The following is a 26,311-nucleotide window of genomic DNA, read 5'->3' as shown; positions in this document are numbered from 1 at the left end:
CCTCTCATCATAAAATTATACCAGTCAGTAAAATACCTTTAGATTAAGCATATGTATGTTGGTTATTATTGTTGATTATCACAATAAATTAGTGCCCAAAAATCAAATTACCCCACCCTACATTAAATTACACCACACAAAATAAAAACTCTATATAACTGTTATATATAGAGTTTACTAACATACCAATTATGTTATTTAGTGTATTTTATGTTGGTGACTCTTACCAAGGTTGGTTTTTTTCAAAAGGAAGCTTTGTTTACCCAAATTATTTAGATAAGAATCTCTTTTTCCAAAGGAAAGTTGGCAAAGCCTTAGTAATGTGAGTAATTAAATCGCTTACTCTTTCTCTAGTTTGACCAGGCAATCCGATGTAATATCTGCAATGGTTCTTGCACCAGTCAATGTCATTGCCACACGCATTTCTTTCTCAATCAAATCTAGTAAATTACTTACCCCAGAACCGCCGGCAGCACCAAGTGCGTATACAAATGCACGACCAAGCATACAAATATCTGCACCCATAGCCAACATACGTACCACATCAAGACCGTTACGAATCCCTGAATCTGCTAAAATTTTGATGTCACCTTTGACCGCACTTGCGATTGAAGGAAGCGCACGAGCAGAAGACAAAACACCATCAAGCTGACGACCACCGTGATTGGAGACCACAATTCCATCTGCTCCGAAACGTACTGCATCCTTGGCATCCTCAGGATCTAAAATCCCCTTAATAACCATGGGACCCTCCCAATAATCACGAATCCACTCAAGATCTTTCCAAGAAATTGAAGGGTCAAAGTTATTTCCCAGCCAACCGATATAATCTTCCAGACCTGTCGGCTTACCTAAATATTTCGAAATGTTACCCAAATCATGCGGACGACCCAATAAACCGACATTCCAAGCCCAGTGTGGGTGCATACACGATTGCATATAACGACGTATTGCAGCATTTTTACCACTCATTCCTGAATGTGCATCACGATAACGCGCACCTGGAACAGGCATATCGACTGTGAATACTAAGGTAGAACAGCCTGCGGCTTTAGCACGTTCCAAGGCATTTTTCATAAAACCACGGTCACGTAGTACATACAGTTGAAACCACATCGGACGTTGAATCGCAGGTGCCACTTCTTCAATTGGACAAACTGAAACTGTTGATAAGGTAAATGGAATGCCCTTTTTATCTGCGGCAACCGCGGCTTGAACTTCGCCACGACGCGCATACATACCCGTTAGACCTACAGGTGACAATGCCACTGGCAACGCCAAATTTTCACCAAACAATTGCGTTTCTAAGCTCAGCTCAGACATGTCATTTAACACACGTTGACGTAAAGCGATTTTTGATAAATCGTCTACATTACGCTTTAAAGTATATTCCGCATAGGCACCACCATCGATGTATTCAAATAAAAATGGCGGTAAACGACGTTTCGCAGCTTCACGATAGTCATTTGCAGAAGAAATAATCATAACTTATGTCCTATTTAATCGACTCGAACGTTGACGACGAGCTTCTTCTTCATCGATCATACGTACGCGTTGAACAACAAATTCAATATGCCCACAAGCTGCCTTACGTGCAGTCTCTGAGTCTTGACGTTCAATTGCGTCCATCACCTCAAAATGCTGGTCATGCAATTGTTCAAAATGTTGTGGTGTGGTGTAAACTTTACGTCGCCCTAACATCACGTTGTCTTGCAATAAATCAAACAAACTACGCATCATTTGGATCAGCACTAGATTGTGGGATGCTTCTGCAATCGCCAGATGAAAATTCGCATCCGCTATTGCTGCGTGGGCATCATCACCTAAAGCCTGAAAATGGCTAATCTGCTCAAAACATTGACGAATATTGATCAAATCACTGGGTGTGGCACGTTGTGCGGCATACCATGCTGTACCACCTTCAAGCACCATACGAGCTTCTTGTACATCAAAACGATATTCAGGATCCTGATCCATCAAACCGGATAATGGCTCAACGATTTGATACTGTGACCAATGTGCAGGCAACTGCTTTAAATAGGTGCCTGCACCCGCTTTGCTCTGAATAATCCCTGCGGTAATCAGTTGTTGAATCGCCTCACGTAAAGAGCTACGAGACACACCTAACTGTTCACAGAGTTGGCGTTCAGCAGGTAATCGCTCTCCGACTTGCACATTATTTTTTTCAATCAATAGACGTAAACGCTGTACCACTTTGTCGGAGACTTTCATTTTTTTCCTTGACCCGTTTACGGAATCATCCACGGGAAAACATAAGCTTGTAAGGTCACAATAATACCAATCATCACCGTAAAGATAATGCTGTGTTTTACTGTAAATCTAAATAAATCAGATTCTTTACCAACTAAACCCACTGCTGCACAAGCAATCGCGATTGATTGAGGGGAAATCATCTTACCTGTTACTCCACCACTGGTATTGGCAGCAACTAACAAGACTTCAGGCACACCGATTTGCTGTGCTGTAGTTGCTTGTAACGCTGAAAACAATGCGTTAGCTGAAGTATCTGAACCTGTAAGAAACACTCCAACCCAACCCAAGAATGGTGAAAAGAACGTGAAAGCCTGACCCGTATGTGCCAGTGCTAAAGCAAGCGTCGCTGACAGACCTGAATAGTTTGCAATGAACGCAAAAGCCAGTACCATACCAATCGAATAAATTGGGGTTTTTAGTTCATTCACGGTTTCAAAGAATGTCGAAACTGCCTCTTTAGGTTTCATGTTTAAATAAATAATCGTGATCAATGCCGCCAATATAATCGCCGTACCCGTTGCTGATAACCAATCAAACTTATAAATCGCATCATAATCTTTAATTTCAGGCACGACAGGTGGTAGCTTTTGAATCAATTGATGCAAATACGGCACTTTAATTGAAACTACTAAATCACTTAATGGGCCGTCCTTAACAAATAAATCTTTAAAAGGTTTGATGCTCCAGATCGTCACCATTGCTGTAAGTATCAGAAATGGAGACCAGGCTTTGGCTATCTGTGCCACACTATATTGTTTACGAGCTTGCTTGATAATAGTTTCATCTACCTGTATATTTTTGTCCTCAAAAAGAAAAATATGTTTTGGTTTCCAATACTTAAGCAAGATAGTTAAACTGATTAATGATGCAATTGCAGCAGTGATATCGGGTAACTCAGGCCCAACAAAATTTGATGTTAGATATTGCGCTAAAGAAAAAGATAAGCTGGCAACTAAAATAGCAGGCCAAGTTTCTTTAACCCCACGCCAACCATCCATGATTGCCATGATCCAGATCAATACAATTGGCACCATAAAGGGTAACTGACGACCAACCATTTGACTGATTTCCATGGTGTCAACACCTGAAACCTGCCCAGCGACAATGATCGGAATTCCCATTGCACCAAAAGCAACAGGTGCAGTATTAACTATCAGGCATAGCCCAGCCGCATATAAAGGCTTAAAGCCGAGTCCCACCAACAGTGCCGCAGTAATTGCGACGGGCGCACCAAAACCTGCCGCACCTTCTAAAAACGTACCAAAAGCAAACCCAACTAATAGCATTTGCAGACGTTGATCTTCTGTAATTGACAGAATAGACGAACGAATAACATCAAACTGTCCTGTTTTTACTGAAATCTTATATATAAAAACTGCACCGATAATAATCCATGCAATTGGCCACAGGCCGTAGAAGAATCCATAGACCATTGATGCTAATGCCATTCCAATTGGCATTTTGTATAAAAATAATGAGACCAGAAAGGCTAAAAAAACGGTAATTGTAGCGGCTACACTACCCTTCATGCGAAAAATAGCTAACGCTAAAAAAAAGAAAATAATTGGAACTAGCGCAATAGCACTCGAAATCCAGATATTGCCTATAGGATCATAAATTTGTTGCCACTGTTGAAGCATTGTCTACTCCTTGAAATGCTTAACTACTAGATTGAACAGTTTATTGTACTTAAACACTAAATTGGTATGACCAATTTAGTGTTTAAGAGATAAAATGTGCATTTTGTATTGGCGATATTAGTAATATTAGCCCAAAAACACAATATAAAAGATTTAATTTATTTTTTGGTATGACCAATTTTTATAATCTCTTAAAATTTTATATATTAGATTTCTTTCATAATTCACTTTTTACTCAGCTCAAAATTATAGATTCCCACAATTAAATTAAATCTTAATCCTAGTCTTTTGCCAGGGTTGCGATATCGCTCGGCAAGGATTTTGAAGGTTTTCAAAGTTCCAAATACCTGTTCAATTCCAATTCTTCTTTTATTGATTTCTTGGTTATAAAGTTTTAGCTCGAGATCTGGTTTTTAGTGCTTTTTTGCTTTTAATGGCCATAAACTATTTGGATACAATGTATAAATCCCTTGATAGCCTTTATTTGCAAGAGGCTTTGTTGCACAAACCTACCACTGAAAGCTTCTTAGGGAATATAATTTCTAAATGAAGAGGTCTGCACCCAAGATCTATCGTACAACCAGTTGATCTACCTACAATAAAGCCTTGCTCAGTCAAGGAAATACATCAATTTGGTTTGATTCAGCCATCCAATGGTCGCTCGATTGACTCAACAACTGCCGATGCAAAACTTGGATGAAAATGTACTAGCCCAACAACTTCATTCCACCAATCAAGAGCAGTTGATTGCCTATAAAGTGTCTTTATTTGACTCTGACGTCAGTGTCGTTCAGCATGTGGTAGCAAAAACCCGAGGTGCACCGAAAGATTTAAGCCACCAAGTAGTTGGCTTTAGTACAAAGCAACAAGGTGAGGCTCAGTTATGTGTTACGTCGTGAGGATATTCAAGTGGTGGCAGCAGAGCGGATGTTCCTACGTGGATAATTGCTCAAAAAGATTTTATAATCGGTATTAATACCAATAATTTTGTCTTTATTGCTATGTATAGACTTAATCGTTTTGATTATTCGTCGAGAGCTTAAAGCCTTAGATGAAGTTTCAACCTTTTAAGTCAGCCAAATTTATCAGTGAATGATGCTACTCACTATTTAAAAACCTTAGATGCCAAAGTAATGCCTTCCAAGGTACAGTCCTTTGCCCAAAACTCTAAGCACTTAATACATAAACTGCATCAAAATCCGGAAAATGAAAAAGTATTTAGTTCATACGCCGCCCATGAATTGCGTAGTCCTTTAACCGCGATCAAAACTCATATTCAGCTTGCACAACTGATGGCAGAACAACAGGCAAGCTCGCCCAAATTGCAACAGAGCTTGCAGCAGGTACACCTTGGTATCCGCCGATGTACCCAGCTACTGGAACAGCTTCTAGCACTTTCCTCTACCGATCAAGTACTGAGTGATATGTAGTACAGTATTGAAATTGCACGGCTCCTGACTCAGGTGATTGCCGATTTACAGTCGCTTTATCCGGAAATTGAACCCAGTTTAACAATTGACTGACCGAGCCTGACCCGAATTGCCCTACCCGATTTTGAACTAGATACCGTCTTTAAAAACCTACTTAACAATGCTCTATTGCAGGCACAGGCAAACACCATTTCAATTGCTATGCTGCATGTGTGCTGATCATTCATAATGATAATCAAAGGTTGAAGATATGCATACTTGGAACAGCGTTTCTGGCATAAATCTCCCTAGCAAAATGGGCATGGGCTAGACTTATATTTGATGAAAATGGTGTTAAACAAATATGGCTATCAGATTCAATTTACAGTGGCGCAACCTTAATATTTAAGCATTCACATCAGCCTCGCTGCAAGCGGATCACTTACTTATGAGAAGACAGGGCTAAATTTAAAGCTGGAATATCAACCCATGTCGTATCAGCAAAATCACGCTGCAAATACTGTTTTAAATAAGCAATGGTATCTTCAGCGATCAAGGGATCTTTGGAGTTATCTGCATGATTAAAAGCAATGGCATATAATTGAACCCCGCGGAGTTTTAACAACTCAAGACTCAGCAAGGTATGATTAATACTACCCAAACGCCCTGAAGTGACCAGAATCACCGGATAATTATGTGTCTGAATATAATCAATAGTTAGGAACTCTTCGGTTAAGGGCACCATTAGACCACCTGCACCTTCCAGCAAAATACAGTCATAGCCCGCAGCCAGCTGTTCGGTGGCCTGCTGAATCTGTTCAAAATTAATGGCTCGCCCATCTAGACGCGCAGCAAGATGCGGTGAAGCCGGATACGTAAAAATTTCCGGCATGGTCAGTTTTTGCTGGTCTTCCGGTAACAGTCCACAACCCATAATTGCACGATGCTGTTCGATATCTTCTGATATATCGACATTTCCGGTCTGGATCAGCTTTTGGGTTATAGTACGAATACCCTGCTCATTCCAAATTTTGGCCAAGAAACCAGTAGTAAAGGTTTTACCAATTGCGGTATCAATGCCGCTGACAAAATAAATCTGTGCGCTCATGCTGTCTTCCGTGCAATGACATAAATCGGATGATAAGTAAGTACATACTGTTTGCTTTTAGGATCTTGGAATTGTTGATAGCCGGTATAAAAATCCTGTAAGGACGATTTTGTCCACCGAAACCCCTGTGCCGTCGCCTGTACACCAGTGGATTTGATATGCTGTAACACCTGTTTCGGATGCTCAAAATGCAAGGTCATCTGTTCTTCTGTCTGCAGCAGAATGTCAAAGCCTAAGGATTCAAGCAGTTCACAGACCTCCGCTAAAGGCAGATAATCCAAGCCTTGTCCGGTCAGTGCCTTAATTTCCTTTAAATTATTGTCCGTATAACTGGCAAAACACAGATGCCCAGAGGGATTTAAGGCCTGCGCAATGTTGAGCAACAATGCTTTTAAATCCGAGATCCATTGCAATGCAGAACACGACAGCACCATGTCCAGAGACTGCGGCAGTGGCAAGGTTTCAATATTACCAATCCCCCACAAAAGCCGATCAGCTTCCGGGAAATGCTGCTTCACTTCGGCATATAGATCATTTAAAAATAAATGATCAAAGCTGTAATACTGCATAAAAAGCCGGGTAAAAAACCCTGAACCGCAGCCAATTTCCAATACCCTTTGCAAATGTGGTTGTGCTACATGCTGCTGCATGAACTGCATCAACTCTGCCGCTACGGCACTTTGTACAAGCGCATGCTGCTCATAACTGAGATTTGCCTGAGCAAAACGCTGGGCAATCTGTTTGCTGTTCATCGCGGTAAATTCCTCAGCACCTGCAGACATGCGTCCAGCTCATCCGCAGAAATGTTCTGGTTCAGGGAAATTCTGAGTCTGGAGGTGTTGGCAGGAACCGTTGGCGGACGTACTGGCAGCACATAAAACCCCTGCTGTTGCATAATTTCAGTCGCCTGAATGGTGCGTTTTGCCTCACCAATCAGTACCGGCACAATTTGCGAGGTTGACGGACAGTGATATCCCAAGTCTTGAATGCCCTGCTGACAGCGTACAGCCAATGCTGCCAAATGTACTCGTTCTGCCTGAAGCTGCTCTACCTTCTGAAAAATAAATCTAGTCCAGGCCATACATAGTGGCGGCTGAGCGGTACTAAAAATTAAAGGTCGCATGCTATTGATCAGATAGTCACGAATCACTGGCGCACAGACCAGATAACCACCAACTGAAGCCAAAGCCTTGCCAAAGGTACCGACTAGGAAATCAATTTGATCCAATACTTGATACTGTTCTGCGCAGCCCAATCCACGTTCACCGCGCACACCAATTGCATGTGCCTCATCGACATAAAGCATAACTTTTGCAAACTGCTGTTTTAATGCCACCAAAGCAGCTAAATCTGTTTCATCCCCATCCATACTGAAAATTGATTCAGTTACCACAATGATGCGCTGGATAGATTCATCTGACTGATATTTTTCTAAAAACTGAGTCAAATGCTGCAGGTCATTATGGCGGTAACGCACATAGCCAGCTTTAGATAAACGAATCCCGTCGATAATACTGGCATGTACCAGTTTGTCAGCAATGATCATGGTTTTAGCATTACTGAGCGCAGGAAGAATCCCGATATTCATGTGATAACCACTATTAAACAGCAGTACTGAACGTCCAAAAGCCTGTGACATCTGTGCTTCAAGTTGTTCAAAATTGGGAAAGTTTCCTGTCAGTAAACGTGAAGAGCTTGAACTCATATATCGCTCAGACATCGGCGTGAGGTCAAAAAATTCTTCACGTAGCGTTAAGTTGGATGCCAGACCTAAATAGTCATTGGATGCCAGATTCAGCATCTCTTGGCCATTGAGTTGCAATCGTGGCTGGCTAGAAATATTGGACTTAAACTGGCGATATTGCCCTTGCTGTTTCAAGTCATCTAGCTGCTGCTGGAAATGGTCAAGATGGTTCATGCTACTGCCTCTATCTGCTGAATCATCTCCCGCATATGCTTTAATAAAGTTTCAAGTTGCTGTGTTGAAATTACATATGGCGGCATGACATAGACCAGACGGCCAAAAGGACGAATCCAGACGCCACGGCATACACATTCAGCCTGAAAACGCGCCAAATCAATAGTTTGATGTAGCTCAACCACGCCAATTGCGCCGAGGACACGCACATCTTTGACTTGTGCCAAGGATTTTAAATCCAGTAAATATTGTTCTAGTGTCCTTTCAATCTGTTGAATACGCGTCTGCCAGTCTTGAGCCAGTAACAGCTGGGTACTTTTTAATGCGACCGCACAGGCCAACGGATTAGCCATAAAAGTTGGGCCATGCATGAACACACCCGCTTCACCACTTGAAATCGTCTCTGCTACATGGCGAGTGGTTAAGGTCGCTGACAAGGTCATATAACCACCAGTCAATGCCTTACCGATACACATAATGTCTGGTGTGACCTGAGCGTGTTCATAAGCAAATAGTTTTCCAGTGCGGCCAAAACCGGTGGCAATTTCATCTAAAATCAGCAGTATATCGTACTTTTCACACAACAACTTAGCTTGCTTTAAATATTCTGGATGATAGAAACGCATCCCGCCTGCACCTTGCACAATCGGCTCAATGATCATGGCAGCAATCTGTTGATGCTGCTGTACCAGCAGGTGCTCAAGTGGCTGTATATCTTCGGGTTGCCATGCCCCATCAAAACGGCTTTGAGGGGCCGGAACAAATAAACGGTTCGGCAAACTCGAACCAAAAATTTGATGCATACCAGTTACAGGATCACAAACCGACATGGCATTCCAGGTGTCGCCATGATAGCCAGAGCGTGTGGTAACAAAGTTAGTTTTTTGTGGTTGCTGACGTGCATTCCAATATTGCACAGCCATTTTCAACGCCACCTCAACCGCGACCGAGCCGGAATCGGCAAAGAAAATTTTATCCAGTTCAGGCGCCGTGATCTCAAGTAGCAGTTTAGACACATCAATCGCAGGCTGATGAGTCAAACCACCAAACATGATATGTGACATCGACTCTAATTGTTTTGTTACGGCCTGATTGAGTTCAGAATGATTATAACCGTGAATTGTGCACCACCAGGACGACATGCCATCAATCAGCTCGGTACCATCTTCAAGTTCAATGACTGCACCATTTGCAGCTTTAACTTTGTAACATGGCAAGGGTTGTGTCATGGAGGTATAAGGATGCCAAATATGCTGTTGATCAAAAGCGTCCTGCACAGAATTTACCCCAATTATTAAAACTAAAACTGATCTTAGCGCGTTAAATCTGAAAATGAAACGTCAAGAGCTACCAATCTCTTTTTGCTTAAGCCAGATCGGCTAAAAATTTTAAAATTGGCTCAACGAGTAACTTGGCATCAAAAAGGATGGCATCGTGCGTGCCCTGTATTTTTACCAAATTCAGATTTTGGGTTGTTAAAAACACAGATTCTTGACTAACTTTGTAAGGAACCAACATATCATTCTCGGAAAATATAAATAGCATCTTGACTGAATGATTTTTTAAGATATCCACTAGATTTAATTGCTGCAATAGATAAAGATGCTTAACCTGATAGTTTAAATCAATACTATTTAACTGTTGGTGCAATAATTTTGCACGTTCACGCGCTGCTGCGCCAGCTAAAGTGACCAAGGTACAGAAGCGCTGCATCCCGCGTTGTGGATCAGCCAGTATGGAGGATTTAAATTGTGTATATTGTTCAACTGGCATTGCATGTGGCCATGCTTCGTTGGCCACGAAACAGGGATTTGACATACAGCAAATCACTGGCTTGGCAATTTTCAATTGTTGCTGGATTTCATTAGCCAGCAAAAGTGCCAACTGTCCACCCAAAGACCACCCCATCAAGACATCAAACGAACTCGCCTGCCTGACTTTTTCGGCCAAAAGACTTTCTACGTTAGGATCGAAAATATCCCATACTTTAACTTGATGCTGCTGCCGCAACTGTTCTACAAACGGGGTTAAGACCGCTGTTCCTAGCCCCCAACCCGTAATCATCAGTATCTTCATTTTGTCTGTTCCAATAAAAAAGGGACCAATTCAAGTTGAAATGATCCCTGTTTGTTACACGATTAATTAAGCAGGTTGCATCGCATCTACAGCCAATTCTTTAGCTGTTTTCTTGGCAGCTTCAGCTTTTAAGCCTAATTTAGCAAACAAGGCTTTGTCTTTACCTTCACCACTGTTCGGGGCAGTAAGCAATTTATCACCTGAAAATAATGAGTTAGCTCCAGCCATAAATGCCAGTGCCTGATCAGAGTCAGAGAGAGATTCACGACCTGCCGACAAGCGGATATAACTCTTCGGCATAATAATCCGTGCTACCGCAATAGTACGAATCCAGTCAATCACATCCAGTTTTTCAACATCGGCCAGTGGTGTGCCTTCAATAGGAACCAACATATTTATGGGCACCGAACCCGGGTGAATCGGCATAGTCGCTAGTTCAAACAACAAACCGACTCGGTCTTGTACGCCTTCGCCCAAGCCGACAATACCGCCACTACAGACATTAATTCCGGCATCACGTACATGATCAAGCGTATTTAAGCGGTCATCAAAGCTACGTGTACTGATGACATTGGCATAATATTCACGTGAGGTATCAAGGTTGTGGTTATAATAATCTAGCCCTGCATCTTTCAGACGTTCCGCTTGTGAGGCATTCAGCATCCCTAGAGTCATACAGGTTTCCATGCCCAGTTTCTTGACTTCCTGCACCAGTTCCAGCACATACGGCATATCGCGTTCATGCGGATTACGCCATGCTGCGCCCATGCAGAAACGGGTCGAACCGGAAGCTTTGGCCTGTTTGGCTTCAGCAATCGCCTTTTGTACTTCTACGCGTTTTTCAATTTCCAGATCAGTATCGTAATGTGCAGATTGCGAACAGTATTTACAATCTTCCGGACAACGGCCCGTTTTAATTGAAAGCAGAGTACTGACCTGAACAGTATTCGGTTCAAAGTTTTGGCGATGAATTTGCTGTGCCTGAAACAGTAAATCCATTAAAGGCAAGTCATAAATTTCTTGTATTTCGGCACGTGACCAATCATTACGGATCATCTTGTCTGCATCATCTAAAATTCCATTGAGTAAATCATACGCTGTTTTTTTTATTTTTCTTTAGCGTTTTCTTTCATATTCATTGCCTGCTTAAAATAGCTTTAGTGTATCAAGCTATTTTGAAAGCTTATTTAACTCGAATCCTGCTTAAGCCGATGATTCCTTAATTTGAATTGTTGGCTTATTTTGATGAGTGAGTTGATATGCACATAGTGAGGTGTAAATTCCACTCAGAAACCCATGAAGACTACGTGCTTTACTCGTCACTAAATTGTATTGCCCCTTCAATAAACTGAATAATGTTTCTATCTTATTGCGTTGTCTTAGGTGATATTCATCTGATGCACAAAGTTGAATAGCCTGCATATTCTTTCGATGATAAATAATTAAATCAATACCTTGATATTTCAATCTAATTTTTAATTCTTGGCTGATGTAACCTCGATCCCCGTAAAGTTTTGCTTCTACACCAGCAACCAATTGCTCAACCATTTTTATGTCAGCAACATGTCCATTCGATAAAGCAGAACAGGCAATTTCACCAAATTGATTCATCGCAATACGTAATTTACAGCCATAAAACCAGCCCATTGAGCTTCTACCATGTGATGCAATTTGGATTAATGATTTATGACGCTAAATACGTTGATTTTTACAAATTGGCAGAGTTGTTGAATCAATCCATAAATATTGTGTACCTTGGCCTTTCATCAGTGCCACATGTAAAGCATGTAGAGCTAATTCATGCATACCCAATTGGCTCAAGCCAATGTGAAAGCCCAGCAAGCGGCAAAAAAACCGAATGTTTTTGCTTTTGGCGAATATAGTCTGGATCAAAATGAAAACTGGATTGTCGGAGTTGCCGCACGCTATAACCTGTTTTCCGGGATCGATAAAAACAAGAATATTCAGGCTGCCGAACTCAAACGCTCTGCTACAGAATTACTCACTGCACGCACCCAGCAAGAAATTGAAAATCTGATTTATAAATCTTATAGCGAAGCACTCAGTGCACAGCAAAGTGATGCACTTCTGGCACAAAACTTGAAAGCCGCACAGGAAAATTTACGCATCCAAGAATTGTCTTTTAAAGAAGATATGGGCACCGCCACACAGGTCATCGATGCACAAAATATGCTGAGCGGACTACGAGCTGAAACTGCCTTGAATGCCTACAAATATGTGATGTCACTGGCCACCCTATTACAAAGCCATGGCTCGATTACAGAATTTCCGAACTACATTCAACATACCAATACCCACTATAGATGCTAAAACTCTTCAAATACGAGCAGTTCAGCTCACAACGAATAATGTGAGTGATTCACGAATCCTTGGGGAGTTACTTGATCAAATTCCGTTGGATGAACAGATTGATTCAGTTTATACAGACGAGGCTTATAACACCAAGCAATGCCGTCAAGTCATTGCAGACCGGTAAGCATATGCGGTAGTTCCCTCCAGAAAAAATGCAAAGCCTTAGAAAATTACAAAAGTTCATTCGCAAGAGCGAAATGAATTACTTCGAACCGTTAAATGTTTAGGCAGGACACTATGGAAGAAATGGTCAGGCTATCATCGGCGAAGTTTGGTCAAAACCAAAATGTATTGCATTAAATTATTAGGCGATAAATTAACGGAATTAGGTCGACCTCATACCCAAGTTGTCACTTGAATTCGAGTAACTTAGAAAAGATCTATCTCTGAAGCCTTTATGCAACAAAGTCACTCCAGATTGAGGATTTGAAAATTTATAGTGCAGTATATAAACAAATTGGTTCAGGAGCACAAAAGTAAGGTAATAACATCTTTTTTTAACAGTGATATTTTATTGTTCCCTACTCCTTACATTAAACTTTTATTTGTAGATTTACCTATCATTAACTCATTTTTCATTTGGATTTCCTATTATATTGAGATTGCTTTAAGAGATATTAAACAATAATATTACTGATAATTATTATCATTTACATTAACTAAAATGTTTTATACTGTTCCTCCATCATTTAAGCTTTCTCTTCTTAGTCTTGCAATTTTAGTGTCCCAGCAAAGTTTTGCCGATGATACTCAGCAATTACCGACGATTACAGTTACAGCGGAATCAGAACAGAGTGAGCTCAGCTCCGAACAGAGTAAGGCTTATATCATCCAAAATTCGTCAACCGCCTCAAAACTGAATATTCCACTCAAGGAAACGCCGCAAACAGTCAATGTCATCACTCGCCAGCAACTGGATGACTTTGCCTTAGATAATACCCGGGACGTACTGCGCAATACCCCTGGCATTATCGTCAGCAATCAGGAAACGGAACGGACCTCCTACCTTGCCCGAGGTTTCGAGATTTCAAATGTTTTAGTCGATGGCGTTGGTATTCCACTCGAAGGCTATAATTATAATAATGATAATCCAGACAGTTTTTTGTTTGACCGTGTAGAAGTGGTCAAAGGCGCGAATGCCTTAAATAATGGAATTGGCGATCCCGGCGCAACTATTAATATGATTCGCAAACGCCCGACATCCGACCTTCAAACAGCCTTTAATGCCAGTTATGGCTCATGGAATACGCAGCGCTATGAAGTAGATGTATCCTCTCCTCTCACCCAAGATGGAAAAGTCAGAGGTCGTGTATTTGGCTATCAACAAACAGGCGACAGTTATCTGGATCGTTATGAACTGGAAAAAAACGGCATAGGTGCTGTTGTGGAGGCAGATATTACTGACACAACTCTATTGACTGCTGGCTATACCGAAACCAATCACAAGCCGAATGGTGTCAATTGGGGTTCTAATCCACTGATCAATACTGAAGGCGAGCAGCTCAGTTACTCACGGAATTATAATTACAGTCCAAGCTGGGCCCACTGGGATAGCAATATTAAAAGTTACTTTGCCGAGCTTGAACAAAAACTGGGTGGCGACTGGACAGCCAAACTGACCTATGATGAAAAACGTACACAACGCGATTCAAAGCTCTTGTTTCTGTCCGGCAAACCTGGCGCAAATGGCACTTCAGGCATCTTCCTCTACCCAGGCATGTATATTGATGACAATAAAGAACAACAAGCCAGCCTGAGTTTTAGCGGCACCTATCCGCTTTGGGGACAACGCCATGAAGCCTCATTGGGCTATGTCTGGGCCAAAAATCGTCTGGATGAATTGGGTTATGCTGGCAGCTTTGTCAATCCGCTGACCACAGATTTAGCCAGCTTTACACCCGAAGAACCAAGCTGGGATATGTCGAAAACCAGTGGTGAAATGCATATCCGGCAGAAGAACCAGAGCCTTTATGCTGCGACCCGACTGCATCTGAATGATGATCTGAAACTGCTTTTAGGTGCGAACTACGTTCAGGCTGAAAGCAGTGGCAGTAGTTATGGAAAAGATACTGTTTATGATGAAGATAAAGTTTTATCCTATGCCGGTCTGACCTATAACTTTAGCCCTGAATATACAGGCTATCTGAGTTATACCTCGATTTTCCGTCCGCAAACCACCAAAGCAGATGATGGCAGCATTAACAAACCGATCGAAGGTGAAAGCTATGAAGTCGGAGTCAAAGGTTCTTGGCTAGATGACAAGCTTACCGCCACCATGGCTGTGTTCAGAACGGAGCAAAGTAATTATCCGCTTCGTGATTCTGATGGTATCCCGACTTTACGCACAACTCAGGTCAGTGACCTGCGTTCCCAAGGCTACGAGTTTGGCTTGGCGGGACAACTGAGCGACCATTTAAACTTAAGCTTTGGTTATACCCAGTTTAGCCTGAAAGATCTGATCAATGGCGGTGATGCGCGTACCTTCAATCCAACCCAGTCTTTTAATCTTTTAACTACCTATCAGGTGCCGCAACTTCCAAAACTGAAACTGGGCCTTGGTGTGCAGTGGCAAGATCAGACCTATCTAGATGTGCCTGAAGCAACCGCCAATGGAGTGATTACCCAGAAAGCTGGAATCATTGAGCAGGATGCTTATGCGCTCGTGAACTTAATGGCCAGCTATGAGCTGAATGAGCATATGACCTTGCAAGCCAATGGTAATAACCTGACCAATGAAAAATATCTGTTCAATTTCCCGAATCAGCAAGGTTTTTATGGTGCACCAGCAAATTACAGCGTTGCTGTGAAATTTAAATACTGATTTTCAAACTTAGCCTTGACGACATGTTCAGGGCTAAATCATCACTACATACACAAAAACAGGTAAAACAAATGAAAAAAATGATCGCTCTGACCCTCGGACTGTCTATGACACTTTCAGCTCAGGCGCATATGCTTTGGCTGGAACGTGATACAGATAAGCAGACTCATGCGTTCTTTGGTGAATATAGTGAACAGCTTAAAGAAACGCAGCAAGGTGCCTTGAAGTCTTTTAATCAAGCAAAGGCCGTTCAGTCTAGAAAAAGCTTTAGTCCTCAAATGCAACAAGATCATTTGCTTTATGCGACCCAAGGCCAGACAGATGTCCAGCTCAGTCATGAATTGATCTATGGAGAATCATTGTTGAGCTATCATGCCAAATCCGGCAGACAAAACTTGAAAGCAGAGTCAGAACTAGATATTGTCCCGACTCAGATCAACAGCAATACATTTACGGTACTGTATCAGGGTAAAGCTGCTGCGGATGTTGAAGTCACAGTCTTTTCCCCGCAATTCTGGCTAAAAAAATACACCACCAACGGCCAAGGCCAGATTACGATCGCCACGCCATGGAAAGGTCAATATGTCATTGAAGTTGGCAAAGAAGCAGACAAGGCCGGAAAATTGAATCAGCAGGCCTATAAAAAACAGTATCTGGTAACGACTTTAAGTTTTGTTTATTAAGTTTTTAGATTTTCATCAGTATAGATTTATTCAAGGCCAAATATGATGTCTGTTGTAGTGCAGCCACTCGCCATTTTCTATCGCTTAGGCATGAGCTTTGGGATGGGCTACTTGTGCAGTTATTTGATCGCACTCGATCTGGCTTACTTTCTACAGGCTTTTCTGCCCAAAGCAGAATCCGTCTATTTGGCCGCCGTTATTGCCCTGATTTTTTATGTCTGTTTTGTGATTGGCATCTTCTGTATCCAGAGTTTAAAAAAGCTTTCGGTCTATAGCCTGCTTCCTTTCCTTAGCTTATTTACCATCTCCCGCTTCATAGGTTAAACCATGCATAAATCTGTCCGTCAATCCATGGCATGGCTACATTCATGGTTAGGTTTAAGTTTTGGCTGGCTGCTCTTCGCGATCTTTTTAACAGGCGCGGTCACCTATTACCGGCATGAAATCAGTATATGGATGCAGCCTGAATTTGCCTCAATACAAGTCAATCAGGAAACTGCCTTAAAATCTGCTTACAGCTATTTACAGCAGCATGCACCGGACGCCCAAAACTGGTATATCGGAGTCGCCAATCAAGATTCACCTGTGAATAAAGTCTACTGGCAAAAAGCGGATGGTGGCTATGAAGTCAAAACCCTGGATGCTTCGACAGGAAAAGAATTAAACCTCTCGGCCACCCAAGGGGGAGATTTTTTCTATAATTTTCATTTTCAGCTCTATGGTATGCCCTACACCATTGGTCGGCTGATTGTGACGATTGCTGCCTTTATCATGTTATTGACTCTGATTTCAGGAATCATTACCCATAAAAAAATCCTGACAGACTTTTTTACCTTAAGAGCATTTAAGGGGCAGCGCTCCTATCTGGATTTTCATAATGTTAGTTCAGTGATTGCCCTGCCGTTCTTTTTGACCATGACATTTACCGGGCTGGCGATTTTCTTTTATATCGTACTGCCTTCCGGCATGAAAGAACTCTATCCAGACAATCCCTTTCAGTATTTTGAAGAAATTCGCACAGTCAATGTATTGGCCAACTCTGTGGTTCCGGTGAAAACCGAGATGCTGCCAATTCAACATTTTATTAGCACGGCGCAGCAACACTGGGGACATGCGGAATTTGACAATATCACGGTCAAGCAGCCCAATACCCAGCTGGCACACATAACCTTAACACAGCTCAAAGATCATTCCATTACCAGAAATCAGGCACAGCTCATTTTAAATGCTGCTACCGGAAAATTGCTTGAAAATACACGCAATGAAAGTGCAATTGCCACACTCAATGCCGGCATGTATGGTTTGCATATGGCACGTTTTGCTGAACCTGCTTTACGTTTAGGATTGTTTTTCTCTGGCATATTGGGCTGCGCCATGATTGCCTCCGGTCTGCTGCTGTGGAGTCTGAAACGCCAGATTCAGAAAAAATCAGCGCGGTTTCATCTCGGACATTATTTGGTGAACCGCTTGAATATCACCATGATACTTGGCTTGCCGATTGCCATGCTGGCTTATCTCTATGCGAATCGTTTTATCAGCATCCCTGTAGGTGCACCAAATTATGAGATTTATAGTTTTTTCAGTATTTGGCTCGGCAGTTTCATTCTGGCATGTTTAACACCGCAGCAATATTTATGGAAAATTCAGCTTAAAATCCTGATTGGTACTGCTTTTATGCTGCCGCTGATCAATATTTATTATCTCATTTTCCATGATTATATTGATTCTTTTACAACTTACTGGCCATTTCTGCGAATCGATCTGATGCTGTGGAACTTGGCACTTCTCGCCCTATTGTTACACCAGAAAATTACCCCTATTCAGCAAAAGGCGGTCAATAAAATTCACGCCAAACTAAAAGTTACGCAACAGGAATCATCAACATGATATGGATTGCAGTGATCGGTCTGCTTTGGCTGAGCTGTTTTGGTTTTTATGCGGTAAGTGCAAAGCAGATCCTAAAAACCCGAAAATCTCGTTACGCTTTTTTAGCTAATTTTCCTACGCACACTAAATTCACTGCGGGTATTTTCTTATTCGTCGCGATGTTTTTATTACGTACCCAGTTTAGCTCCAGTATTAGCTTTGTGGCTTTATGGGTATTTCTAAGCCCTGTACTGTTTATCTTTATCTTAAAAATGAATAAAGCATTTTAGTATTTATTTAAAATCAGAAAGTAGTAAACAGCCTAGTGCGCTACTTACATGCCCTCTATTGAACCAATCTACCCAGTATCTGCTAAACCTTGCCAACCTACTTTTAAATATTTCAGATTCATTATTTTGGCTAGAATCAGAAATTTAAATTGGTAGGTATTTGGTAGGTAGGATTCTTTTTAACTTCATCCAATACTTATATTACGGTGAGGGTCACCGATAAAATAATCAATTAATGGTAGAAGGAATCACGCCATGGCTTTTAAAAATATTTCAGATCAAACTAACGGTTTTTATATTCCCTGTGTTTCACTTTTTGGTCCGGGCTGTGCTAAAGAAATCGGGATAAAAGCACAAAATTTAGGTGCCAAGAAAGCGCTGATTGTAACTGATGCGGGGCTGTTTAAATTTGGTGTTGCAGATGATATTGCAAATTATTTGAAAGAGGCGGGTGTTGACAGTTATATTTTCCCAGGCGCGGAACCCAATCCAACTGATATTAACGTGCATCATGGAGTTACAGCTTATAATGAAAATGCCTGTGATTTTATTGTATCGTTAGGTGGGGGTTCCTCACATGACTGTGCCAAAGGCATTGGTCTAGTCACTGCAGGTGGCGGACATATCCGTGATTATGAAGGGATTGATAAAAGTACCGTCCCGATGACACCACTGATTGCAATCAATACTACGGCAGGGACAGCTTCGGAGATGACACGTTTCTGTATCATTACCAATACCGATACCCATGTGAAAATGGCGATTGTAGATTGGCGTTGTACACCACTCATTGCGATTGATGACCCTAAACTTATGTTGGCCAAACCTGCAGGGCTGACTGCGGCAACAGGTATGGATGCCTTGACGCATGCAGTAGAAGCTTATGTGTCTACGGCAGCAAATCCAATCACTGATGCCTGTGCAGAAAAGGCGATTACCATGATCAGCGAATGGCTTAGCCTGGCAGTGGCGAATGGGGATAATCTGGAAGCACGGGATGCCATGAGCTATGCCCAATATCTTGCCGGAATGGCCTTTAACAACGCCTCTTTAGGATATGTGCATGCGATGGCACATCAGCTCGGAGGCTTCTACAACTTGCCGCATGGTGTTTGTAATGCAATTCTGCTCCCCCATGTTTGTGAATTTAACCTGATTGCTTGTCCTGAACGTTATGCCAAAATTGCCCAATTGATGGGGGTGAATACAGAAGGTTTAACCGTAACTGGAGCAGCTTATGAAGCGATTGGCGCCATTCGTCAGCTTTCGGCTTCAATTGGTATTCCATCTGGGCTGACGGAATTAAATGTAAAAGAAGCTGACTTGGCCATCATGGCGGAAAATGCACAAAAAGATGCCTGCATGTTGACCAATCCACGTAAAGCCAACCATGCCCAAGTGGTAGATATTTTTAAAGCGGCGATGTAGTACCTCAATGTAAGTATTCTCTCCAAGTATCTGACTTACATTTTTAACAGCCCCTGTTTCACTTCCTGAGGAAGTGTGCCAAGAGCAGACATGCATTTTCCTGTTCCTGGCTGATCCTTTTGCCTTCATAAGAGGATAAAAGCGGGGGGTGTTTCTTTTTTATGAAGTCCCCTTCATTATTAATATCGACATTAATCCCATGGTAGAAAAATGCCACTATTTTTTTAGCCCGTTCTAGCCATAAATAAAATTTCATAGCGTATTATCTTACGATTATATTTGATCCCTGAGGAATAAACTGCGCGTCCTTCAAATGACATGAAGGTGAGCGTAGCTGATATCAAGCATCTAGGCAAACAGCAAACTGGGTAGCCACTGATAAAAATTTTAGGATCAGGTTCAGTCTAAATTAATAAGTAAACTCACAGTAAGCAAGGATAATACTTAATATTCCAGAATATTCCTATTTTAACTGTTTAGCTTTGTACCGACAGTTACATCAGCTTTAAAGATTTTTATATTTTAACAGAGTCTGATGAACGGGATGGTTTTTGGGCATCAGTTCAATCAGGCGTTCTACAGCATCAATCGCTTCAGGAAAATGTGCCACATGTTTCAGCAAGACATCGGTTTCATTAGCCTTGAAAATGGCATCGCTCAGGCGTGATTCCAGACAATCTCTCCAAGCGCATAGAAATGGACTTTCTGTTTTGGCCAGAAATACGCCGGTACATAATTTCAAGGCTGAATCGATATACCCAGCATCTAAAGATTGCTCTGTCATTAAAAAATCAGCCTCTACATGCGCCAATAAACGATAGGGTCTGGAACCCAGCATACCACCTAATAAATCGCGTAATTGTGACATTTCTGCTTTTAAAGTCCCCATACTGACCTTGCGCTCGCCATATAAGGCTTGATGCAATGTATCTAGACTCAGACCCTGCGGACATAAGGCTAGAATGGTCAGAATTTCAATCTGTCGAGGAGTCAGAACCAGCATCTTGCCATTAAACAGCACTTGAGGTACTGAAAAAGCTCGAATAAACAGGCGCTGCTTCTGGCATTCTAGTAGAGCCGACTGGATGATCGTAGCACAGCGCTCCGTAGCTAGTAGTGCTAAACTGTTATGCTTTGGCCATGTAGTCGACAGATCAATGACACCTAAGACCTGTTTTGAATAGGGATCAATAATCGGGGCAGCGTAACAAACCCAATCATGAATGGAGGACATGTAATGTTCACTGGAAAAGACACAGCTGGATTGTTGAGTTTTTAAGGATAATGCCAATGCATTGGTTCCGACTAGCTCTTCGCGCCATTGCCCACCTTCAATAAAATGTACACTTTCTGCGGCACTTTGCATTTGTGGGCTAGAAGCTGCCCAAATGATGGTGCTGCCGATATCTCCGACCGCCAGCACCATAGAAGATTGTTCGGCAATATGTTTTAAATCCTGAGCACAATGTTGCAGGGCTTGGGCTAAAGTTGAGGAAGAAGTGGTCTTTTTTAAATCCGTCAGCGGTGCTGCTAAACGATTCTTCGGGATTTCAGCCGAGGATGAACGTTGCCAGGAGCTGGCAATACTCTGTCCCAGCTGTTCTGCATGTAAGGGAGACAAACTGCTGTTTTGCCGAAGCTGATCAGTATTGTGCCTTTTTTCCATCAAATCTTGTTTTGTCATCATTCCTTATTCTCACAACAATTCATGATTTACATCCGCTGTAATCGTTATTTTTTTAAAATGGATGAAAATATCGTGAACATGCTAGCCCCAACCTTTTTCCAACCTTATACCAGTTATATTAATCAAATAAGGTGCAGAAGTACCTTATACCAAAGCTGTAGAAGCGGTTTTGCCATACGAAAATAAGCAAAGGAAATAAATATGCGTTACGTCGATCCTAATCAACCTGATTCAAAAGTTCATTTTAAAGCACAATACGAGAATTTTATTGGCGGCGAATGGGTCGCTCCGGTCAAAGGTGAATACTTTGACAACATCTCTCCGGTAGATGGCAAAGTCTTTACCAAGGTTCCGCGTTCTTCTGTAGAAGACATTGAATTGGCCCTGGATGCAGCGCACAAAGCCAAAGAACAATGGAACAGAGCATCGCCGACCACCCGCTCCAATATTCTGTTGAAAATTGCCGACCGTCTGGAACAAAATCTGGAAATGTTGGCTGTGGCAGAAACCTGGGACAATGGCAAACCGATCCGTGAAACGCTGGCTGCCGATATTCCGCTGGCTATTGACCATTTCCGTTATTTTGCCGGCTGTATTCGTGCGCAGGAAGGCGGCATTTCCGAAATTGATGAAGATACGATTGCTTATCATTTTCATGAGCCGTTGGGCGTCGTGGGTCAGATTATCCCGTGGAACTTTCCGATTCTGATGGCTGTCTGGAAACTGGCACCTGCCCTGGCTGCGGGCAACTGCATTGTGTTGAAACCTGCAGAACAGACTCCGGTCAGCATTCTGGTGCTGGCTGAACTGATTCAGGATATTTTGCCACCGGGCGTGTTGAACATCGTCAATGGCTACGGGGTCGAAGTCGGCCGTCCACTGGCGACCAATCCCCGTATTTCCAAGATTGCCTTTACCGGTTCCACCGCAGTGGGTCAGATGATCATGCAATATGCGACTGAAAATATTATTCCGGTGACTCTGGAACTTGGCGGTAAATCACCAAACTTGTTCTTTGCCGACATTATGGATCAGGAAGACGATTATCTGGACAAAGCGCTGGAAGGTTTTGCCATGTTTGCCCTGAACCAGGGTGAAATCTGCACCTGTCCATCGCGTGCGCTGATCCAGGAAAGTATTGCTGACGAATTTCTGGCGCGTGCAGTAGAGCGGGTGCAACGGATTAAAACCGGGCATCCGCTGGATACTGACACCATGATTGGCGCGCAAGCCTCACAGGAACAGCAGGACAAGATTCTGGGCTGTATTGCCACTGGTCGTGAAGAAGGCGCACAGATCCTGACTGGTGGTGAAGCACGTCAGGAAGTGGGTCAAGGTTTCTATATTGAGCCGACTATCTTTAAAGGCACCAATGACATGAAGACCTTCCAGGATGAAATCTTCGGGCCTGTATTGGCTGTGACCACCTTTAAAGACTTTGATGATGCGATCAAGATCGCCAATGATACGATTTATGGACTCGGTGCCGGTGTCTGGTCACGCTCAGCGCATACCTCTTACCGTGCAGGCCGTGCTATTCAGGCAGGTCGGGTCTGGACTAACTGTTATCACATCTACCCTGCCCATGCGGCTTTCGGTGGTTATAAAAAATCAGGGATTGGGCGTGAGAATCATAGAATGATGCTGGATCATTATCAGCAGACTAAAAACTTGCTAGTCAGCTATTCGACCAAACCAGCCGGGTTCTTTTAAGAAGTGAAATACATTCAAAGCGAACTTCGGTTCGCTTTGAATGTATGGTAGCTAGCTTTCACAAAATATCAGCAACATCTTCAAGCTGCGGCCAATTCAAATAAAGTTTTTAGTCTATAAATACTTTTTTTAAAGGAAAGAGCATCACCTCAAATTTCTATTTGCAATAGTGTCATTTCAAGATAATTTCACTCTATAAAGATTTCGCCACATTCTCCAGCCATTGAGTGCCAGAAGAATAAAAATAAAATAAAGCACGGCGGTTAAATACAATGACTTATAGCTATACATGCCGACATAAATCACATCTAACACACACCATAATCCCCAGCTTTCAATATATTTTTTTGCCGCCCAATAACTTGCCACCAAGCTAAAAGAAGCCAACATGGAATCCAACCAAGGGAGTGATGCTGTGGTGAAATGAGCAAATAAGGCGCCAATCACCAGACCGGCGACAATACCCACAATCAGGCTATATACCCAGATTTTTTTATTCAAATAGCCAATCTGTACAGTCAGATCCTGGTCTTGATCTTTCTTCGACCAGCTATACCAGCCATAGAGTTGCATCAAGATAAATACGGCTTGTAATGCTGCGTCTGCAAATAAATTGACACGATAAAAAATAATGATATACAGAAATACAGCGACAATATTCACTACCCAGCAGGCTTTATATTGTTTAGACGTCAACCAGACACCTAAAACATTTAAAATGAACGCTGCAATTTCTATATTTTCCATAGCAATATAACCTGATTAAGCAGCCAATTTAGAAGTTCAGATTGAATGACAAGGTTGCTGTACGCGGCGAACCCAAGAATAAATAATCGTCACCCAAAAATTCACCTGCATCACGCCAGTATTTCTTGTTGAACAGATTATTAATATTCAAGCGTAGCAATGCATCGGTCGTATTTAGCTTAAATTGATAAGCAGCGCCTAAATCAACCACACTATAACCTGCGACTTTCGCAGCACCCTCTTTGTTAGCATATTTGCTGGAACTGTATTGACCACCTGCCAGAACAGTGAAACCTGCAATGCTCGGTACGTTATAGCGAAGATGTGTTGCGAAACGAACTTTTGGCACGTTTTGCGCCTGATGATTGCCATATTCAACCGCTTCTACATTTTCTAAACGGGCTTTAGTCAAGGCTAAAGATGAAGTTAAGGCCAGATGATCGGTTAATGCACCATTCAGTCCGAGCTCCAGACCCTGACTATGTTGTTCGCCTTCCGCAACAAAATAGCGAAGTCCTGAAATCGGCTTGCTATATTGGTTGTCTTGGTGTAAATCAAATAGCGAGGCAGTCAATAAAAACTGCTTGATCTGTTGTTTTAGGCCAATTTCATATTGCTCTGAATAGATCGGCGCTAGAGTTTCAGCAGCATTCTCTGCAAACCAAGGCGCTGTCTTTCCATCTGACAAACCTTTGGCATAAGAGGCATACAGAGTTGTTGACTCTACCGGGCTATAACTCACTGCAAACTGTGGTAAAAATTTGCCTAAATCCGTATCACGAACTTTTATTACCTGCTTACCCTCTGCATCATAAGCATGTGCTTGTTCATCAAGCTCGATCCATTTTCCACCAATCAAAGTAGACCATTTCTCATTCCACTCAATACGATCTAAAACCGTAAAAGCAGTCTGTTCACTATCTAAAGCTTTAAAATAGGGACCGACATCACCTAATTGTTGTTCTACTTGTAGTGGATCCTCATAAATATTACCTGCAATATCTATGTCCTCTGGGTTCTCGTATAAATGTGTATATATGTTTCTATTTAATCCAGGATATCGATCACGAGATTTATTGGTTTGCGTAATATCAAAATTTAGATAATGTTGTGCCCAGTTGGTATCAATCACCCCATCCAATTTGACTTTAAATTGATTGGTCTTAAAGGTGTCATCTGGGTTGCGATAATCATAAATATCATAATTGCCATTAGCGTCAAAGGTGTTGCCTAAGCCATTATATTCACATACCGTGGCATAGCATCCCCAAGCAAATGTTGAATAATCATCAACCTTGGATTTACTGTGCGCTGCAACAAGTCCCAAGTTCCAGTCATCATTCAAGGCATAACTATATTTTAAACCAGTATTCAGACTATCGATCGTGACCGGTTTACCCCAAGTCTGGTAACCAAGCAATCGATCCCATTTCACATTTTCTGGGACTTTGCCATCCAGTAATTGATAACCTGGCACTGATTTTTGTTCGGAACGCTGTGCTTCAAGATCAAGTTCTACTTTGGATTGCGCTGACATCTTCCAATCCAATGCCAATGCCGCTAAATAGCGTTCACCCTCCACATGATCGACATAAGAATCCATCTGTTCATTCACCAGATTGATGCGATATCCGAATTGTTGCTCATCACCCCAAAAACCACCGAGATCAGTTGCCACTGAAAACTGGCCGTGTTGATCAGCCGAGAATGTCAGTGCCTGAATATCTTTCGGTCGCTTGGTGACATAATTAACCACCCCACCCGGGGTTGACATCCCACTTTGAATCGCGGAAATGCCTTTTAAAATTTCCACACGCTCTTTATTTTCAAGTGCAACGTTTTGTTCACCACGAATCACATTGCTATTAATCAGGTAGCTTGATGCCAAATCAAGTGCAAAGCCACGCGAGACAAAGTTTGGATAATAGCCAATTGCAGCATAGCCATCACCGATGGCTGCATCATTTTTTACAACATCGCTCAGCACACGGCCATGTTGTTCAGCGATGAGATCGGCAGTCAAGATAGAAACTGATGCAGGTATTTTTTGCAAATTCTCCGTACCAAAACCTTCAATATTCACTTTGGTACTCGTGTAAGGGATACTTTGATCGGCTGTGATAACAATCGTGTCAAGCTGTTGCACATCGTCTTCAGCATAAGTCAGCGGGGCTAAACACAGCGGTGACAGAATGATCATTTTTAAAGATCGGGTTAATACATTCTGTTTGAATTGACGAGTGTTCATACGAAACCTTATGTATGTGAAGTGGGTGAT

General features: G+C 42.1%; 22 protein-coding genes and 3 pseudogenes. 11 read left to right on the top strand and 14 right to left on the bottom strand.

The window, feature by feature from the left end:
* Positions 1-339: 339 nt before the first annotated feature.
* The 4 genes from lldD to NI464_RS12025 all read right to left on the bottom strand — a co-directional run bounded on the left by lldD (position 340) and on the right by NI464_RS12025 (position 4,291).
* Positions 340-1,485: an FMN-dependent L-lactate dehydrogenase LldD gene (gene lldD, locus NI464_RS12040; protein WP_004282143.1), complete on the bottom strand. Its 1,146-nt coding sequence runs from the start codon at positions 1,483-1,485 to the stop codon at positions 340-342.
* A 3-nt stretch (positions 1,486-1,488) separates the two neighbouring features.
* On the bottom strand, positions 1,489-2,232 hold the full coding sequence (gene lldR, locus NI464_RS12035; RefSeq protein ID WP_004282146.1) for a transcriptional regulator LldR: 744 nt from the start codon (positions 2,230-2,232) through the stop codon (positions 1,489-1,491).
* A 17-nt stretch (positions 2,233-2,249) separates the two neighbouring features.
* Positions 2,250-3,914: an L-lactate permease gene (gene lldP / locus NI464_RS12030; RefSeq protein ID WP_004282148.1), complete on the bottom strand. Its 1,665-nt coding sequence runs from the start codon at positions 3,912-3,914 to the stop codon at positions 2,250-2,252.
* A 224-nt stretch (positions 3,915-4,138) separates the two neighbouring features.
* Positions 4,139-4,291 carry a hypothetical protein gene (locus tag NI464_RS12025; protein ID WP_370940781.1) on the bottom strand — a complete coding sequence of 51 codons (153 nt, stop codon included), beginning with the start codon at positions 4,289-4,291 and terminating at the stop codon, positions 4,139-4,141.
* A 288-nt stretch (positions 4,292-4,579) separates the two neighbouring features.
* On the opposite strand from NI464_RS12025, the gene NI464_RS12015 reads away from it, so the two are divergent.
* Complete coding sequence (locus tag NI464_RS12015) at positions 4,580-4,813, top strand: hypothetical protein (RefSeq protein ID WP_228738685.1); 234 nt, start codon at positions 4,580-4,582, stop codon at positions 4,811-4,813.
* 189 nt (positions 4,814-5,002) lie between these two features.
* Positions 5,003-5,344, top strand: a complete 342-nt coding sequence (locus NI464_RS12010) for a histidine kinase dimerization/phospho-acceptor domain-containing protein (protein ID WP_086044954.1) — start codon at positions 5,003-5,005, stop codon at positions 5,342-5,344.
* 421 nt (positions 5,345-5,765) lie between these two features.
* On the opposite strand, the gene bioD is transcribed toward NI464_RS12010, so the two are convergent.
* The 7 genes and pseudogenes from bioD to NI464_RS11975 form a co-directional block, all read right to left on the bottom strand.
* Positions 5,766-6,431: a dethiobiotin synthase gene (bioD, locus tag NI464_RS12005; protein ID WP_044112456.1), complete on the bottom strand. Its 666-nt coding sequence runs from the start codon at positions 6,429-6,431 to the stop codon at positions 5,766-5,768.
* Positions 6,428-7,213, bottom strand: coding sequence for a malonyl-ACP O-methyltransferase BioC (bioC, locus tag NI464_RS12000; protein WP_086044955.1), 786 nt, complete (start codon positions 7,211-7,213; stop codon positions 6,428-6,430). Before bioC ends, bioD begins: the two co-directional genes overlap by 4 nt.
* Positions 7,180-8,349 carry an 8-amino-7-oxononanoate synthase gene (locus tag NI464_RS11995; RefSeq protein WP_004647805.1) on the bottom strand — a complete coding sequence of 390 codons (1,170 nt, stop codon included), beginning with the start codon at positions 8,347-8,349 and terminating at the stop codon, positions 7,180-7,182. Before NI464_RS11995 ends, bioC begins: the two co-directional genes overlap by 34 nt.
* Complete coding sequence (gene bioA / locus NI464_RS11990) at positions 8,346-9,626, bottom strand: adenosylmethionine--8-amino-7-oxononanoate transaminase (RefSeq protein ID WP_086044956.1); 1,281 nt, start codon at positions 9,624-9,626, stop codon at positions 8,346-8,348. The genes NI464_RS11995 and bioA overlap by 4 nt, the downstream gene beginning before the upstream one ends.
* A gap of 88 nt (positions 9,627-9,714) precedes the next feature.
* Positions 9,715-10,425 carry an alpha/beta hydrolase family protein gene (locus NI464_RS11985; RefSeq protein ID WP_086044957.1) on the bottom strand — a complete coding sequence of 237 codons (711 nt, stop codon included), beginning with the start codon at positions 10,423-10,425 and terminating at the stop codon, positions 9,715-9,717.
* Between the two features lie 66 nt (positions 10,426-10,491).
* On the bottom strand, positions 10,492-11,481 hold the full coding sequence (gene bioB, locus NI464_RS11980) for a biotin synthase BioB (RefSeq protein ID WP_005093784.1): 990 nt from the start codon (positions 11,479-11,481) through the stop codon (positions 10,492-10,494).
* Between the two features lie 147 nt (positions 11,482-11,628).
* A pseudogene (locus NI464_RS11975) lies at positions 11,629-12,237 on the bottom strand (IS982 family transposase); the annotation flags it as partial.
* On the opposite strand from NI464_RS11975, the pseudogene NI464_RS11970 reads away from it, so the two are divergent.
* The 8 genes and pseudogenes from NI464_RS11970 to mdh all read left to right on the top strand — a co-directional run.
* A pseudogene (locus tag NI464_RS11970) lies at positions 12,226-12,756 on the top strand (TolC family protein); the annotation flags it as partial. The pseudogenes NI464_RS11975 and NI464_RS11970 sit on opposite strands and share 12 nt — an antisense overlap.
* Positions 12,746-13,156: pseudogene (locus NI464_RS11965) on the top strand (transposase); the annotation flags it as partial. The pseudogenes NI464_RS11970 and NI464_RS11965, both read left to right, overlap by 11 nt.
* Positions 13,157-13,462: 306 nt before the next feature.
* Entirely contained in the window at positions 13,463-15,619 is a 2,157-nt protein-coding gene (locus NI464_RS11960; protein WP_086044958.1) for a TonB-dependent siderophore receptor, read from the top strand.
* A gap of 71 nt (positions 15,620-15,690) precedes the next feature.
* Positions 15,691-16,302, top strand: coding sequence for a DUF4198 domain-containing protein (locus tag NI464_RS11955; RefSeq protein WP_005093768.1), 612 nt, complete (start codon positions 15,691-15,693; stop codon positions 16,300-16,302).
* A 42-nt stretch (positions 16,303-16,344) separates the two neighbouring features.
* Positions 16,345-16,626, top strand: a complete 282-nt coding sequence (locus NI464_RS11950) for a hypothetical protein (RefSeq protein ID WP_004647796.1) — start codon at positions 16,345-16,347, stop codon at positions 16,624-16,626.
* A gap of 3 nt (positions 16,627-16,629) precedes the next feature.
* Positions 16,630-18,189 carry a PepSY-associated TM helix domain-containing protein gene (locus NI464_RS11945; RefSeq protein ID WP_253138663.1) on the top strand — a complete coding sequence of 520 codons (1,560 nt, stop codon included), beginning with the start codon at positions 16,630-16,632 and terminating at the stop codon, positions 18,187-18,189.
* Positions 18,186-18,458, top strand: coding sequence for a hypothetical protein (locus NI464_RS11940; RefSeq protein ID WP_004647794.1), 273 nt, complete (start codon positions 18,186-18,188; stop codon positions 18,456-18,458). Before NI464_RS11945 ends, NI464_RS11940 begins: the two co-directional genes overlap by 4 nt.
* A gap of 255 nt (positions 18,459-18,713) precedes the next feature.
* Positions 18,714-19,886: an iron-dependent methanol dehydrogenase gene (gene mdh, locus NI464_RS11935; protein ID WP_071850974.1), complete on the top strand. Its 1,173-nt coding sequence runs from the start codon at positions 18,714-18,716 to the stop codon at positions 19,884-19,886.
* Between the two features lie 505 nt (positions 19,887-20,391).
* Here the strand turns inward: mdh and NI464_RS11930 are convergent.
* The gene (locus tag NI464_RS11930; RefSeq protein WP_253138661.1) at positions 20,392-21,573 is read right to left on the bottom strand and encodes a helix-turn-helix domain-containing protein; all 1,182 of its coding nucleotides are present in this window, start codon (positions 21,571-21,573) and stop codon (positions 20,392-20,394) included.
* 201 nt (positions 21,574-21,774) lie between these two features.
* On the opposite strand from NI464_RS11930, the gene exaC reads away from it, so the two are divergent.
* Positions 21,775-23,286, top strand: coding sequence for an acetaldehyde dehydrogenase ExaC (gene exaC, locus NI464_RS11925; protein ID WP_253138659.1), 1,512 nt, complete (start codon positions 21,775-21,777; stop codon positions 23,284-23,286).
* 177 nt (positions 23,287-23,463) lie between these two features.
* Here the strand turns inward: exaC and pnuC are convergent, their stop codons facing one another.
* Both pnuC and NI464_RS11915 read right to left on the bottom strand, forming a co-directional pair.
* A complete protein-coding gene (gene pnuC / locus NI464_RS11920; RefSeq protein WP_253138658.1) occupies positions 23,464-24,033 on the bottom strand; it encodes a nicotinamide riboside transporter PnuC in 570 nt (189 codons plus the stop codon).
* A gap of 28 nt (positions 24,034-24,061) precedes the next feature.
* Positions 24,062-26,281 carry a TonB-dependent siderophore receptor gene (locus NI464_RS11915; protein WP_253138656.1) on the bottom strand — a complete coding sequence of 740 codons (2,220 nt, stop codon included), beginning with the start codon at positions 26,279-26,281 and terminating at the stop codon, positions 24,062-24,064.
* Between the last annotated feature and the right edge of the window lie 30 nt (positions 26,282-26,311).

Source organism: Acinetobacter lwoffii, from assembly GCF_024129685.1.
Lineage (GTDB): Bacteria > Pseudomonadota > Gammaproteobacteria > Pseudomonadales > Moraxellaceae > Acinetobacter > Acinetobacter lwoffii_X.
This window is presented reverse-complemented; position numbering and strand designations above follow the sequence as displayed.

Coding starts and splice junctions, on each gene's coding strand:
- NI464_RS11945 (WP_253138663.1), top strand. CDS start 16,630: ATGCATAAATCTGTCCGTCAATCCATGGCATGGCTACATTCATGGTTA.
- bioC (WP_086044955.1), bottom strand. CDS start 7,213: ATGTCTGCAGGTGCTGAGGAATTTACCGCGATGAACAGCAAACAGATT.
- exaC (WP_253138659.1), top strand. CDS start 21,775: ATGCGTTACGTCGATCCTAATCAACCTGATTCAAAAGTTCATTTTAAA.
- NI464_RS11915 (WP_253138656.1), bottom strand. CDS start 26,281: ATGAACACTCGTCAATTCAAACAGAATGTATTAACCCGATCTTTAAAA.
- bioB (WP_005093784.1), bottom strand. CDS start 11,481: ATGATCCGTAATGATTGGTCACGTGCCGAAATACAAGAAATTTATGAC.
- NI464_RS11985 (WP_086044957.1), bottom strand. CDS start 10,425: ATGAAGATACTGATGATTACGGGTTGGGGGCTAGGAACAGCGGTCTTA.
- NI464_RS11950 (WP_004647796.1), top strand. CDS start 16,345: ATGATGTCTGTTGTAGTGCAGCCACTCGCCATTTTCTATCGCTTAGGC.
- mdh (WP_071850974.1), top strand. CDS start 18,714: ATGGCTTTTAAAAATATTTCAGATCAAACTAACGGTTTTTATATTCCC.
- NI464_RS11960 (WP_086044958.1), top strand. CDS start 13,463: ATGTTTTATACTGTTCCTCCATCATTTAAGCTTTCTCTTCTTAGTCTT.
- NI464_RS11930 (WP_253138661.1), bottom strand. CDS start 21,573: ATGATGACAAAACAAGATTTGATGGAAAAAAGGCACAATACTGATCAG.
- NI464_RS11955 (WP_005093768.1), top strand. CDS start 15,691: ATGAAAAAAATGATCGCTCTGACCCTCGGACTGTCTATGACACTTTCA.
- pnuC (WP_253138658.1), bottom strand. CDS start 24,033: ATGGAAAATATAGAAATTGCAGCGTTCATTTTAAATGTTTTAGGTGTC.
- NI464_RS11995 (WP_004647805.1), bottom strand. CDS start 8,349: ATGAACCATCTTGACCATTTCCAGCAGCAGCTAGATGACTTGAAACAG.
- NI464_RS11940 (WP_004647794.1), top strand. CDS start 18,186: ATGATATGGATTGCAGTGATCGGTCTGCTTTGGCTGAGCTGTTTTGGT.
- lldP (WP_004282148.1), bottom strand. CDS start 3,914: ATGCTTCAACAGTGGCAACAAATTTATGATCCTATAGGCAATATCTGG.
- bioD (WP_044112456.1), bottom strand. CDS start 6,431: ATGAGCGCACAGATTTATTTTGTCAGCGGCATTGATACCGCAATTGGT.
- lldD (WP_004282143.1), bottom strand. CDS start 1,485: ATGATTATTTCTTCTGCAAATGACTATCGTGAAGCTGCGAAACGTCGT.
- lldR (WP_004282146.1), bottom strand. CDS start 2,232: ATGAAAGTCTCCGACAAAGTGGTACAGCGTTTACGTCTATTGATTGAA.